At 66.0% G+C, this 14,452-nt stretch carries 10 protein-coding genes; all 10 read left to right on the top strand.

The window, feature by feature from the left end:
- The first annotated feature begins 16 nt into the window (after positions 1-16).
- Entirely contained in the window at positions 17-1,084 is a 1,068-nt protein-coding gene (locus HMJ39_RS08555) for a pilus assembly protein PilM (RefSeq protein WP_161384258.1), read from the top strand.
- Positions 1,081-1,668 (top strand): PilN domain-containing protein, encoded by a 588-nt coding sequence (locus tag HMJ39_RS08550; RefSeq protein ID WP_161384257.1) that lies wholly within the window; start codon positions 1,081-1,083, stop codon positions 1,666-1,668. Before HMJ39_RS08555 ends, HMJ39_RS08550 begins: the two co-directional genes overlap by 4 nt.
- Positions 1,665-2,342, top strand: a complete 678-nt coding sequence (locus HMJ39_RS08545; protein WP_161384256.1) for a type IV pilus inner membrane component PilO — start codon at positions 1,665-1,667, stop codon at positions 2,340-2,342. The genes HMJ39_RS08550 and HMJ39_RS08545 overlap by 4 nt, the downstream gene beginning before the upstream one ends.
- 11 nt (positions 2,343-2,353) lie before the next feature.
- Positions 2,354-2,890 (top strand): pilus assembly protein PilP, encoded by a 537-nt coding sequence (locus HMJ39_RS08540; RefSeq protein ID WP_161384255.1) that lies wholly within the window; start codon positions 2,354-2,356, stop codon positions 2,888-2,890.
- 75 nt (positions 2,891-2,965) lie between these two features.
- Positions 2,966-5,056 carry a type IV pilus secretin PilQ family protein gene (gene pilQ, locus HMJ39_RS08535; protein WP_323370869.1) on the top strand — a complete coding sequence of 697 codons (2,091 nt, stop codon included), beginning with the start codon at positions 2,966-2,968 and terminating at the stop codon, positions 5,054-5,056.
- Positions 5,053-5,586: a shikimate kinase AroK gene (gene aroK, locus HMJ39_RS08530; RefSeq protein WP_323370868.1), complete on the top strand. Its 534-nt coding sequence runs from the start codon at positions 5,053-5,055 to the stop codon at positions 5,584-5,586. The genes pilQ and aroK overlap by 4 nt, the downstream gene beginning before the upstream one ends.
- Positions 5,587-5,619: 33 nt before the next feature.
- Positions 5,620-6,699 (top strand): 3-dehydroquinate synthase, encoded by a 1,080-nt coding sequence (aroB, locus tag HMJ39_RS08525; protein ID WP_194296981.1) that lies wholly within the window; start codon positions 5,620-5,622, stop codon positions 6,697-6,699.
- Positions 6,689-8,188: an SPOR domain-containing protein gene (locus tag HMJ39_RS08520; protein ID WP_194296980.1), complete on the top strand. Its 1,500-nt coding sequence runs from the start codon at positions 6,689-6,691 to the stop codon at positions 8,186-8,188. Before aroB ends, HMJ39_RS08520 begins: the two co-directional genes overlap by 11 nt.
- A gap of 172 nt (positions 8,189-8,360) precedes the next feature.
- On the top strand, positions 8,361-12,824 hold the full coding sequence (gltB, locus tag HMJ39_RS08515; RefSeq protein ID WP_194296979.1) for a glutamate synthase large subunit: 4,464 nt from the start codon (positions 8,361-8,363) through the stop codon (positions 12,822-12,824).
- 11 nt (positions 12,825-12,835) lie between these two features.
- A complete protein-coding gene (locus tag HMJ39_RS08510) occupies positions 12,836-14,257 on the top strand; it encodes an FAD-dependent oxidoreductase (protein ID WP_194296978.1) in 1,422 nt (473 codons plus the stop codon).
- The last annotated feature ends 195 nt before the right edge of the window (positions 14,258-14,452 follow it).

Raw genomic sequence — 14,452 nt, 5'->3', positions numbered from 1 at the left:
ACACGGGACGACGACTGTGCTGCCTTTTCTCAGAAAAAAGGCCCAGACACTGCTGGGGATCGACATCAGTTCCACCGCCGTCAAATTGCTGGAGCTCTCCAGGGCGGGGAACCGTTACAAGGTAGAAAGCTATGGCGTCGAACCGTTGCCGGCCAACGCCGTGGTGGAAAAGAATCTCAATGACGTGGAGGGGGTCGGGGACGTGGTCGCCCGCCTCGTGGGGCGCGCCCGGCCGGGGGTGAAAACCGCCGCCGTGGCGGTGCCCGGTTCCGCCACCATCACCAAGGTGATCGAAATGGACGCCTCGCTCAGCGAGGACGACATGGAGACCCAGTTGCGGGTGGAGGCGGACCAGTACATTCCCTTCCCCCTCGATGAAGTGCGCATGGACTTCCAGGTGCTGGGCCCGGTGGAGGACAACCCGGAGCGGGCCGAGGTGCTGGTGGTGGCGTCGCGCACCGAGAACGTGGAGATGCGCGCCGACGCCCTGGAAATCGGCGGCCTGCAGCCGAAGGTGGTGGATGTGGAGGCCTACGCCATGGAGCGTACCTTCCAGATGCTCCTGCCCACCCTGCCCAACGCCGAGGAGCTGGAAACCGTGGCGGTGTTCGACATCGGCGCCACCATGACCACGCTCAACGTCTTCCATCAGGGACGCAGCGTCTACACTCGCGAGCAACTGTTCGGCGGCAAGCAGCTCACCGAGGAAATCCAGCGCCGCTACGGCATTTCCATGGAAGAGGCCGGCCTGGCCAAGAAGACCGGGGAGCTGCCGGAGGACTACGAGTCCGAGGTGCTGCGTCCGTTCAAGGACGCCATCGTGCAGCAGATCAACCGGTCGCTGCAGTTCTTCTATGGCTCCACCCAGTTCAACGAAGTGGATTACATCCTGCTGGCGGGGGGCTCCGCCTCGATCCAGGGGCTGCCCGAGTTGATTCAGGAAAAGGTCGGCACCGGCTGCTCCCTGGCCGACCCGTTCGCCGACATGGCGCTGGCCAATAAGGTCAACGCCCGGGCGCTGGCGAATGACGCCGCCGCCCTGATGATCGCCTGCGGACTGGCGCTGAGGAGCTTTGAACAATGACCACCACCATCAACCTCCTCCCCTGGCGTGAAGAGCGGCGCAAGCAGAAACAGCACGAATTCGTGGCCATGCTGATCTTCGCGGCGATCGTCGCCGGGCTGATCTTCTGGCTGTGGAAGGGCATGGTGGAAGGCCAGATCGCCGACCAGCAGAGCCGCAACAATCATATTCAGAGCGCGATTTCCAAGCTGGACACCCAGATCAAGGAAATCAAGGAGCTGCAGCGTCGCCGCGACGAGCTGGTGGCGCGCATGAAGGTAATCCAGGAGCTGCAGGGCAACCGGCCCACCATCGTCTATGTGTTCGACCAGATGGTGCGCACTCTGCCCGACGGCGTCTACTACACCACGGTGGAGCGCAAGGGGGACAGCTACACCATCGAAGGGGTGGCGGAATCCAACAACCGCATCTCCCGGCTGATGCGCAACCTGGACGCCTCCGACTGGTTCATCGAGCCCAACCTGCTCAATGTGCGGGCCCTGGACCCGGACAACCGCGCCGAGGGCGAGCAGGCCAACAGCTTCGTGCTCACCGTCAAGCAGGGCTCGCCGCGTAGCGAGGAAGAAGAGGAGGCCGCGGAATGAAAGCGTCCGAACTGAAGAACCTCGACGTGCGCGAGCTCATCGACGAGCTCAACAGCCTGGATTTCGAGAACGTGGGCGGCTGGCCGCTGCCGGTGAAGATTGGCGCCGCCATCCTGGTGTTCGGCGCCATTCTGTTTCTCGGCTACTTCCTCGGCATCAAGGATCTGAACAGCCGCCACGCGCAACTGGAGCGCGAGGAAACCTCGCTGCTGGACAGCTATGAACAGAAAGCCTTCCAGGCCCACAACCTGGACCAGTACCGTCAGCAACTGGCGGAGATGGAAGCCCGCTTCGAGACGCTCAAGAGCCAGCTGCCCCGGGACACCGAGGTGCCCGGCCTGCTCGAGGACATCACCCACACCGGGCTGGGCAGCGGTCTGGAATTCGAGACCATCGCGCTCAAGGACGAAGTGAAGAAGGAGTTCTACGCCGAGCTGCCCATCGACATCCAGGTGGTCGGCGATTACCACGGCTTCGGTTCCTTCGTGTCCGGGGTGGCGGCGCTGCCGCGTATCGTTACCCTGCACGATTTCAAGATCACGCCGGTCAAGGATGAAAGCAGCGCGTCCGGGGGGCTGCTGGACATGGCGATCACGGCCAAGACCTACCGCTACGCGGAAGGCGGGGATAACAGCGACGGCAAGAACAAGGGCAAGAAGGGCGGTCGCTCCTGAGGGGAAAACGGATGAGTGCACGAAAAGCCATCGCGCAGGGGATCATGGTCATGGCCGTGGCGGCGTTGCTGCCCGGTTGCGGCGGCGGCGCCAATCTTGGCCAGCTCGACGCCCGCCTGCAGGAGATCAAGGCGCGCCCGCGCGGTCGCATCGAACCGCCGCCGGAATTCAAGCCGATCGCCACCTATAGCTACGCGGCGCACAAGCTGCGTCCGCCGTTCAGCCCGCCGCAGGACCAGAAGCTGCTGGAGGTGCCGGAGGGCAAGCCGGTGGAGCCGGATCTCAGCCGGCCCAAGGAATACCTGGAGGGCTTCAGCCTGGACGCGCTGGCCATGGTGGGGACCATCACCCGCCCCGGCAGCGCGCTGGAGGCCCTGGTCGAGGACCCGTCCGGCTCGGTGACCCGGGTGCGGGTGGGCAGCTACATGGGCAAGAACTACGGCCGCGTGGTGGAAGTCTCCGCCGGCCAGCTCGCCCTGGTGGAAATCGTTCCGGACGGACAGGGGGGCTGGGTGGAACGGTCCCGCAATATCACGCTTGCTGACTAACTGCTGCTGGGGATGCCAGTTATGATTTTCTTCACGTCGACAAAAACAAGCGCAGCGCCCCGGCACTGGATCGCGGTGCTGCTGGTTCTGTTGGGGGCCGCTCTGATGTCCCCGGCGCGGGCGGCTACCCTCACCAACCTGCAGGCCAACACCCTGCCCGGTGACGGCATGGAAGTGCGCCTGGATTTCGAGGGCACCGCCCCCGAGGTGAAGGGCTACAGCATCGAGCGGCCGGCGCGCATCGCCCTGGACCTGCTCGGCACCGGCAGCAACGTGGACCTCAAGCGCCACAACCTGGGCTCCGGCAACGCCCGCAGCGTCACCGTGGTGGAAGCCAAGGATCGCACCCGTCTGATCTTCAATCTCGAACAGCTCACCGGTTACGACACCCGGGTGGAAGGCCAGCAACTGGTGATCACCCTGGGCGGCGGCCAGCGCACCCCCAGCACCGACCCGGCGAGCCCGTCGCCGATGGCGGCGGCCAGCAATGAATCGGCGATCCGCGACATCGATTTCCGGCGCGGTGGCGACGGCGAAGGCCGCGTCATGATCCAGCTGTCCAAGGCGTCCATGCCGGTGGACGTGAGCGAGGAAGGTGGCAAGATCATCGCCCGGTTCGTGGGCGCGGACATCGGTGACGACCTGGTGCGGCGCCTGGACGTGACCGATTTCGCCACCCCGGTCCGTTACGTGGACACCCGTCGCACCGAGGGCGGCGCGGTGATCACCATCGAACCGGAAGGCACCTGGGATTACCTGGCCTACCAGGCCGACAACCAGTTCAGCATCAACATCAAGCCGCTCACCGCCTCCGAGAAGGAGCGCCAGCGCCGCGAGGCCTTCAAGTACGACGGCGAGAAACTGTCCCTGAATTTCCAGGACATCGAAGTGCGTTCCGTGCTGCAGCTGATCGCCGACTTCACCGACCTCAACCTGGTGGCCTCCGACACCGTCACCGGCCGCATCACCCTGCGCCTGCAGAGCGTGCCCTGGGACCAGGCCCTGGATCTGATCCTCAAAACCAAGGGCCTGGACAAGCGCCAGGTGGGCAACGTGCTGCTGGTGGCGCCGGCGGATGAAATCGCCGCCCGCGAAAAGCAGGAACTGGAAGCCCAGAAGCAGCTCGCCTCCCTGGCGCCGCTGCGCACCGAGTACATCAGCATCAACTACGCCCGGGCCGAGCAGCTGCAGAGCCTGATCACTTCCCGGGGCGGCTCCGACGGTTCCTCCCTGGTCAGCGAGCGCGGTTCGGTGACCGTGGATCAGCGCACCAATACCCTGATCGTGCAGGACACCGCCGACAGCCTGGAAGACATCCGCGACCTGATTCAGCGGCTGGACGTACCGGTCCAGCAGGTGCTGATCGAGGCCCGGGTGGTAGTGGCGAGCACCAATGTGGCCGATGAGTTCGGCGTGCGCTGGGGCGGCCTGGGCTGGACCGACAGCCTCTACAGCGACGGCGAATCGGTGGCCATTTCCGGCCGCCATACCTCCCTGCGCGAGCTGCACTACGCCAACATCGACCGTGACGACGACGGCAGCCTGGGCGAGTTCGAGGAATTCGACGAAGAAGAGAACAACGACCTGATCGTGGACATGGGCGTGGAGTCCACCGACGCCACCCGCTTCTCCATCGGCTTCACCTCCCTGGACTCCGGCCTCATCGAGCTGGAGTTGTCCGCCCTGGAATCCGAGGGCCACGGCGAGCTGGTTGCCACGCCCAAGGTGCTCACCGCCGACCAGCAGCCGGCGGTGATCGCTTCCGGCCAGCAAGTGCCGTTCAACGTTTCCACCGCCTCCGGCGCCACCGCCGTGGAATTCATCGAAGCGGAACTGCGCCTGGAGGTCACCCCCCAGGTGACCCCGGAAGGCGACGTCATCATGCAGCTCAAGGTGAACAACGATTCCCTGGGCACCGACCTGGACAATCCGGCGATCAACACCAACCGGGTGGAGACCACGGTGCTGGTGAATGACGGCGAGACCGTGGTTCTGGGCGGCATTTTCCAGCAGGAAAAGGTAAACTCGACGATCAAAACGCCTTTCCTGGGTGACATCCCCTGGCTGGGCGCCCTGTTCCGCAAAAAGGTGAACCGTGATAACAAGCAGGAACTGCTGATCTTTATCACGCCTCGCCTGGTGAAAGACGCAATGGTCAGTCGGTGAATGAAAAGGCAGTAACCCCTCTTTACCTGGTGGGGCCCATGGGGGCCGGCAAGAGTACCCTGGGGCGCCACCTGGCGCAGGTTTTGGACCGTCCGTTCTACGATTCCGATCGGGTCATCGAGGAAAAGACCGGAGCCGACATCCCCTGGATTTTCGACGTGGAAGGCGAGGACGGTTTTCGCCGCCGCGAACGGGACGTGATTGACGAGCTCACCACCCTGCCGGGCATCGTGCTCGCCACCGGCGGCGGAGCGGTGACCGTGGCGGATAACCGTCGCCACCTCCACGATCGCGGCTGCGTGATCTATCTGTGGACGCCGGTGGAGCTGCAGCTGGCGCGCACCCGCAACGATCGCAACCGGCCGCTGCTGCGCACCGAGGACCCGAGAACGCGCCTGCGGGCGCTGCTCGAGCAGCGCGATCCTCTGTATCGGGACGTGGCGCACGCCGTGGTGTCCACCGCCTCCGGTAACCTGAAGAAGGTCACCGACCAGATCCTCGGTTGTCTGGCCGAACACGCCAACCGATAATGCCGGGCATCCCCTCCGGCGATTCGAGACACTATGCATAAGCTTGACGTGGCGCTGGGCGAGCGCAGTTACCCCATTCATATCGGCCGTGGCCTGCTCGACGGCGGCCTGATCCGCGAGCACATTCGCGGCAACCAGGTCATGGTGGTCAGCAACGAGACCATCGCGCCCCTGTACCTGGAGCGTGTCACCGCCGGGCTGGACGACCTGCGGTGCGACACCCTGGTGCTGCCCGACGGCGAGAGCCACAAGAATCTGGCCACCCTGGAAACCATCTTCGACGCCCTGATGGCGAACCGGCACTCGCGCACCACCACCCTGGTGGCCCTGGGCGGCGGCGTGGTCGGCGACATGGTGGGCTTCGCCGCCGCCTGCTATCAGCGCGGCGTGGATTTCATCCAGGTGCCCACCACCCTGCTGGCCCAGGTGGATTCCTCCGTGGGCGGCAAGACCGCGGTCAACCATCCGCGCGGCAAGAACATGATCGGTGCTTTCCATCAGCCCCGCGCCGTGATCATCGACACCGCCGTGCTCGACACCCTGCCGGCCCGGGAATTCGCCGCCGGCATGGCGGAGGTGCTCAAGTACGGCCTGATCCGCGACCCGGACTTCTTCCAGTGGCTGCTGGATCGCCAGCCGGCGCTGGCGGCCCGCGAACAGGCGCCGCTGGCGGAAGCGATTCTGCGCAGCTGCCGCAACAAAGCGGAAGTGGTGGCCGCCGACGAAACCGAGCAGGGCAACCGGGCCCTGCTCAACCTGGGTCACACCTTCGGCCACGCCATGGAAACCTTCACCGGCTACCGGGACTGGCTGCACGGCGAGGCGGTGGCCGCCGGCATGGTGATGGCCGCGCGCATGTCCTCGGAGCTGGGTTGGCTGGACCGGGCCGACGTGGAGCGGGTGCGCGCCTCCCTGGCCGCCTGGTCGCTGCCGGTGAGCGCCCCGGAGGGCATGACCACGGCCGATTTCAACGATCTCATGGCGCTGGACAAGAAAGTACAGAACGGGCGCCTGCGGCTGGTGCTGCTGAACCAAATCGGCGATGCCCTGGTCACAGGCGATTACGACCCGACCGCATTGACGCGAACGCTCGAGGCCTTTTGTGAGAGATGAGGACTTTTTCTACGAGGGCGCCGAGCGCGGCGACCTCCTGGACGCGCTGAACGGCCACGCCCACGAAGGCGCCACCGTGGTACTGGAAGGGGAGCCGGGCAGCGGCGTCTCCACCCTGCTGGGCATGCTGGCCATGTCCCTGGTGGGGGACTATGAACTGATCCGCCTGGACGGCGCCGACGACCTGGGCGCCAACGCCGTGGTGGACGCCATGCTGGTGCATTTCGGCATCGAGCGTGACGACCTGGCGGACACTCTCAAGCAGTCCCTGGCCCAGAACCGCCTGGTGATCCTGGTGGACAACGCCGGCCGGGTGCCGGAAGCCGCCCTGGCCACCATGGCCTCGCTCAAGGACAAGCTGGGCCAGCGCCTCACCTATGTGTTCGGCGGCGAATCCGGCACCGCCGACACGGTGGGCGAGGGTGGCCTGGCGGTGGCCGACACCCTGGTGCTGCCGCCCCTGGACGGCGGCGACATCCTTGCCCTGGCGGACGACTTTTACGACCTGTCCCTGGACGAGGACGAGGCGGAAGCCCTGCGCGCCGAGAGTGAGGGGCGCCTGGGGCCGCTGCTGGCGTTGCTGGAGGAGCGCGCCGAGGCCGTCGCGCCGCCGGCCCGCAAGCCGGTGCCCTGGCGCCATGGCCTGGCGGTGGGCGCCCTGGTTTTGGTGGTGCTGGTGCTGTGGCTGGCCAGCGGCGACGACGAACCGGAGGCGGAGCAGGTGGTGAACCTGGATCTGCCCCAGCGGCCCGCGCAAACCGTGGATCCGGACCAGAACCTGGAGCCGGAGACCGCCGAGGACGGCCACGACTACGGCCTGGTGTCCGACCCGGAGCGGACCCGCAACGCCCTGGCGGAATTCCACGACAACGCCGCGGATTTCGAGCAGGCGGAAACGCGCCGCCCGGACGACGCCACCGGCGAGGACGGCGCCGCTGGCGAGGACGATGGCAACGGCGACCCGGCGCCGGCGCCGCCCACGGAACCGGAACCGGAAGCCGGGCAGCCGGCGCCGCGCCCGGAGCCGGCCACAACCCCGGACGCCGATAACGGCACCACCGCCACTAACGGTACCACCACCACCGCCGACAAGGCGGGCGATAGCGATAACGCCGACGACGGCGCGGACGCGGAGGCCCCGTCCGGCGAGCGCACGGTGAGCGCCAGCGAGCCGGAGCTCAGTGGCCTGGACGCGCGCCTGGGCTACCGCCAGGAAGACTGGCTGGCCACCCGGGACGACGGCGAATGGTTCCTGCAACTGGTGGCCACCGGCCGCGAGGACGGCGCCCGCGGGGTGCTTGACCGCATCGACCGCAAGGGTGCCTACTATCGGGCGGAAAGAGGCGAAAACAAGGTCTATCTGGTGCTGGCCGGCCCCTACCCCAGCCGCGAAGCGGCCCTGGAGGCCCGCGAGACGCTGCCCGAAACGCTCCGTCGCGGCGGGCCCTTCCCTCGGGAGATGGGGTCAATTCGTAACGAATTGCGCTGATCTCCAGCGAAACCGACCGGTTTTTGGCGCCACCTTCCCTGGTGGCGCCGTCGTCGTGTTTGTCGCCCATGGGCTCTCCGTGTAGAATGCCTATCCCTTTTTTGCCGTCGCCATCTTTTCGACGCCAGTACCGCCTTCTGTAAGTCTCTGAATTTCAAGAGGATTGGTTTTGATGCAGCAGAATTCCAAGCTGGTGCAGGGGCTCTATGAGCCCGGAGATTTCCGGGACAATTGCGGCTTCGGTCTGATCTCCCACATGGAGGGCCAGGCCAGCCACGAGCTCTTGCAAACCGCCATCGAAGCGCTCACCTGCATGACTCACCGGGGCGGGATCAACGCCGACGGAAAAACCGGTGACGGCTGCGGGCTGTTGCTGAAAAAGCCGGACTCCTTCTTCCGCAAGGTAGCCGGGGATCTGGGCGTGGACCTGCCCGACACCTACGGCGTGGGCATGATCTTCACCCACCCGGACGCCGAGCGCGCCCGCGCCCAGAAGGCGGTGATCGAGGAGCAGCTCCAGGGCCAGGGCATCCGCGTGCTGGGCTGGCGCGACGTGCCCACGGACCCGTCCTGCCTGGGTGATCTGGCCAAGCAGTCCCTGCCCGGCTTCGCGCAGGTTCTGGTGGCCGCCGACGGCGATTCCGACCAAGAGCTCAACCGGCGCCTGTTCTACGCCCGCCGCCACGCCGAGAAGCGCATCGAGAACGACGGCTACTTCTACGTCTGTTCCCTGTCCGCCTCCGTGGTGTCCTACAAGGGTCTGATGATGCCGGTGGACCTGCCGGCCTTCTTCCCGGACCTCGGCGACGAGTCCATGGAAACCGCCATCGTGGTGTTCCACCAGCGGTTCTCCACCAACACCTCGCCGCAGTGGCCGCTGGCCCAGCCGTTCCGCTACCTGGCTCACAACGGCGAGATCAACACCATTCAGGGCAACCGCAACTGGGCGCTGGCCCGGGAGAGCAAGTTCGAGAACGAACTGCTGCCCGACCTGAGCGACCTGAGCCCCCTGGTCAACCGCAGCGGCTCCGACTCCTCGAGCATGGACAACATGCTGGAAGTGCTGCTCGCCGGCGGCATGGACCTGTTCCGCGCCGTGCGCATGATGGTGCCCCCGGCCTGGCAGAACGTGGACACCATGGACGCCGATCTGCGCGCCTTCTATGAATACAACTCCATGCACATGGAGCCCTGGGACGGCCCCGCCGGCCTGGTCATGACCGACGGCCGCTACGCCGTCTGCATGCTGGACCGCAACGGCCTGCGCCCGGCCCGCTGGGTGATCACCAAGAACGGCTTCATCACCCTGTCTTCCGAGATCGGTGTGTACAGCTACCAGCCCGAGGACGTGGTGGCCAAGGGGCGCGTCGGCCCCGGCCAGATCCTGGCGGTGGACATCGAGAAGGGCGAGCTGCTGCACACTCCGGCCATTGATGATCACCTCAAGGTGCGTCATCCCTACCGTCAGTGGCTCAAGGACAACGCCCTGCGCATCGAGGCCAACTACGACCACGAGGTGGAGCGTACCGACGACATCGATCCCCAGGATCTGCTGAGCTACCAGAAGTTCTTCCAGATCAGCTTCGAGGAGCGGGATCAGGTGATCCGCCCGCTGGCGGAATCCGGCCAGGAAGCCACCGGCTCCATGGGCGACGACACCCCCATGGCGGTGCTCAGCGAGCGCCAGCGCCCGCTGTACGACTACTTCCGGCAGCAGTTCGCCCAGGTCACCAACCCGCCCATCGATCCGCTCCGCGAAGCCATCGTGATGAGCCTGGAAACCTGCGTGGGCGCCGAGCGCAACGTGTTCGAGGAAACCCCGGACCACGCCGACCGGGCGATCCTGGCGACCCCGGTGCTGTCGCATTCCAAGTTCACCAACCTGCTCAAGATCGACCGTCCCGGCTACAGCCAGGAACGGCTGAGCCTGCACTATGACCCGGAAGTGGGCCTGGAGCAGGCGGTGCGTGATCTGTGCGCGGCGGCGGAAAAAGCGGTCGCCGACGGCAAGGTGATCCTGGTGTTGTCCGACCACGGCATCGCCCAGGGCCAGCTCACCATCCACGCCCTGATGGCCACCGGCGCGGTGCACCACCACCTGACCACCAAGGGCGTGCGCAGCGACGCCAACATCATCGTGGAAACCGCCACCGCGCGGGATTCCCACCACTTCGCGGTGCTGTTCGGTTTCGGCGCCACCGCCGTTTACCCGTACCTGGCCTACGATGTGATCGCCGACATGGTGAGAAGCGGCGAGCTGCTGGGCGACCCGGTGGAGCTGCAGAAGAACTTCCGCAAGGGCATCAACAAGGGCCTGATGAAGATCCTCTCCAAGATGGGGATCTCCACCATCACCTCCTACCGCGGTGCCCAGCTGTTCGAAGCCGTGGGCGTGGCCAGCGACGTGGTGGACCTGTGCTTCCGCGGCGTGCAGAGCCGCATCGAGGGCGCCGGGTTCGAGGACTTCCAGAATGATCAGTTGATCATCGCCAAGGACGCCTGGAAGCAACGCAAGCCGGTGGACGCCGGCGGCGTGCTCAAGTACATCCACGGCAAGGAATACCACGCCTTCAATCCGGACGTGGTGCACGCTATCCACCGCGCCACCCAGAACGACGATTACGAGGCGTACAAGGAATTCGCCGCCCTGGTCAATGATCGTCCGGTGGCGACCCTGCGCGACCTGCTGAGTCTGCGCCAGGACGCCACCTCCATCGATCTGGACCAGGTGGAGCCGTTGGAAAGCATCCTGCCGCGCTTCGACTCCGCGGGCATGTCCCTGGGCGCGCTCAGCCCCGAGGCCCACGAGGCCATCGCCACCGCCATGAACCGGCTGGGCGGGCGCTCCAACTCCGGCGAGGGCGGCGAGGACCCGGCCCGCTTCGGCACCGAGCGCGTCTCCAAGATCAAGCAGATCGCCTCCGGCCGCTTCGGCGTGACCCCGCATTACCTGGTCAACGCCGAGGTGCTGCAGATCAAGATCGCCCAGGGCGCCAAGCCCGGCGAGGGCGGCCAGCTGCCCGGCGGCAAGGTCAACGCTCTGATCGCGCGGCTGCGCCACTCCGTGCCCGGCGTCACCCTGATTTCGCCGCCGCCGCACCACGACATCTACTCCATCGAGGACCTGGCGCAGCTGATCTTCGACCTCAAGCAGGTCAACCCGGACGCCCAGGTGTCCGTGAAGCTGGTGTCCGAGCCCGGTGTCGGCACGGTGGCGTCCGGCGTGGCCAAGGCCTACGCCGACCTGATCACCATCTCCGGCTACGACGGCGGCACCGCGGCCAGCCCGCTGACCTCGATCCGCTACGCCGGCTCCCCCTGGGAGCTGGGCCTGTCCGAGGCCCACCAGGCGCTGCGCGCCAACGACCTGCGCGACAAGATCCGCCTGCAGACCGACGGCGGCCTGAAGACCGGCCTGGACGTGGTCAAGGCGGCCATCCTGGGCGCCGAGTCGTTCGGTTTCGGCACCGTGCCGATGATCGTGCTGGGCTGTAAGTACCTGCGCATCTGTCACCTGAACAACTGCGCCACCGGCGTGGCCACCCAGCGTGACGACCTGCGCCAGGAGCACTTCATCGGCGCCCCGGACATGCTGATCAACTACTTTACCTTCGTCGCCCGGGAAGTGCGCGAGCTGCTTGCCGCGCTGGGCGTGAAGAGCCTGCCGGAGCTGATTGGCCGCACCGATCTGCTGGAGCGCATCGAGGGCGCCACCGACAAGCACAAGCGTCTCGACCTGACGCCCATGCTGCGCAACGATCACATCCCGGCGGACAAGCCCACCCACTGCCAGGTGGAACGCAACGAGCCGTTCGACAAGGGCGTGCTCAACGCCAGGATGGTGGACGAGATGCGCGCCGCCGTGGAAAACAAATCCGGCGGTTCCTTCCACTACACCATCACCAACTGCGACCGCTCCGTGGGCGCCACGGTGTCCGGCGTGATCGCCAAGCACCACGGCAATCTGGGCATGGATGGCGCGCCCATCCGCGTGCGCTTCACCGGCACCGCCGGGCAGAGCTTCGGCGTGTTCAACGCCGGCGGCCTGCACCTGTACCTGGAAGGTGACGCCAACGACTACGTGGGCAAGGGCATGGCCGGCGGCCGGGTGGTGATCCGTCCGCCCAAGGGCAGCCCGTTCAAGACCCAGGACACCGCCATCGTCGGTAACACCTGCCTGTACGGCGCCACCGGCGGCAAGCTGTTCGCCTCCGGCACCGCCGGCGAGCGCTTCGGCGTGCGCAACTCCGGCGTGCACGCCGTGGTGGAAGGCGCCGGCGATCACTGCTGCGAGTACATGACCGGCGGCTGCGTCACCGTGCTGGGCCGCACCGGCCACAACTTCGGTGCCGGCATGACCGGCGGTTTCGCCTATGTGCTGGACGAAGAGAACGACTTCTTCGACCGCGTCAATCCGGAGCTGATCGAGCTGCACCGCATCAGCTCCGAATCCACCGAGTCCCACCGCAGCCATCTGCGCCACGTGATTCAGGAATTCGTGGACGAGACCGGCAGCGAGTGGGGTCAGCACATTCTGGATAATTTCGATGCCATGAGCCGCAAGTTCTGGCTGGTCAAACCCAAGGCCGCCAGCCTGGAAGACCTGCTCAAGAGCACGCGCGCCAATCCGGCATAACGGAGAAGAACATGGCTGAACGTCTGAACAATCACTTTCAGTTCCTGGATGTCCCGCGTCTGGACCCGCGGAAGAAGGACATCGAGGAGCGTCGCCATAAATACGAGGAAATCTACTACCCGTTCGAAACCCGGGAAGTGGAACACCAGGCGCACCGCTGCCTGCATTGCGGCAACCCGTACTGCGAGTGGAAGTGTCCGGTGCACAACTACATCCCCAACTGGCTGAAGCTGATCAGCGAGGGGAACCTGATGGAAGCGGTGGAGCTGGCGCACCAGACCAACTCCCTGCCGGAAGTGTGCGGCCGGGTGTGCCCGCAGGACCGCCTCTGCGAGGGTGCCTGCACCCTCAATGACGGTTTCGGCGCGGTGACCATCGGCGCCACCGAGAAGTACATCACCGACACCGCCCTGGCCATGGGCTGGCGGCCGGACATGTCCAAAGTGGTGTGGACCGACAAGAAAGTGGCGGTGATCGGCGCCGGCCCGGCCGGCATCGGCTGCGCCGACGTGCTGGTGCGCAACGGTGTCAAACCGGTGGTGTTCGACCGCTACCCGGAAATCGGTGGCCTGCTGACCTTCGGCATCCCCGAGTTCAAGCTGGAAAAGCCGGTGATGACCAAGCGCCGGGAAGTGTTCGAAGGCATGGGCATCGAGTTCCGCCTCAACACCGAGGTGGGCACCGACGTCACCATCGACGAGCTGCTCGAGGACTATGACGCGGTCTTCATGGGCATGGGCACCTACACCTACATGAAGGGCGGTTTCCCCGGCGAGGACCTGGACGGCGTGCACGAGGCGCTGCCTTTCCTGGTCGCCAACGCCAACCGCAACCTGGGTTTCGAGAAGGACCCGGCGGACTTCATCGACGTGAGCGGCCAGCGCGTGGTGGTGCTGGGTGGTGGTGACACCGCCATGGACTGCAACCGCACCTCCATCCGCCAGGGCGCGGAAAGCGTGGTGTGCGCCTACCGCCGTGACGAGGAGAACATGCCCGGCTCCCGCCGCGAAGTGGCCAACGCCAAGGAAGAGGGCGTGCAGTTCCTGTTCAACCGCCAGCCCATCGAGGTGGTCGGCGAGAACGGCAAGGTGGTCGGCGTGAAGGTGGTGGAAACCAAGCTCGGCGAGCCGGACAACAACGGCCGTCGCCGGCCCGAGCCGATCCCCGGCAGCGAGGAAGTGCTGCCCGCGGACACCGTGATCGTGGCCTTCGGCTTCCGCCCCAGCCCGGCGGACTGGTTCGACGCCAAGAACGTGATCACCGACGACTCCGGCCGCGTCACCGCGGTGGAGAAGCAGGCGTTCCCGTTCCAGACCAGCAACGAGAGGATCTTCGCCGGTGGTGATATGGTGCGTGGCTCCGACCTGGTGGTGACCGCCATTTGGGAAGGCCGCGAGGCCGCCAAGGGTATTCTCGACTACCTGGACGTCTAGGAGCCTCGACCGGGCCTGAACGCGAACTCCGTTACGACCTGAAGGTCGTAACCCCTTCGGGGCCAATGCCATTTTGGCCCCGACTCCGCGTTGCACCTCCTTGACGTGCCGTCAGCACGCCTGCGTCGGCGCGCCTTGATTCGGAACCAAAATGGCATCGGCGGATTCACGTTCAGGCCCGTTCGAGGCTCCTGT

This window comes from Alloalcanivorax profundimaris, from assembly GCF_015265435.1.
Classification (GTDB): Bacteria; Pseudomonadota; Gammaproteobacteria; order Pseudomonadales; family Alcanivoracaceae; genus Alloalcanivorax; species Alloalcanivorax profundimaris.
The sequence above is the reverse complement of the archived record's forward strand: the minus strand, read 5'-3'. Positions and strand labels throughout refer to the sequence as shown.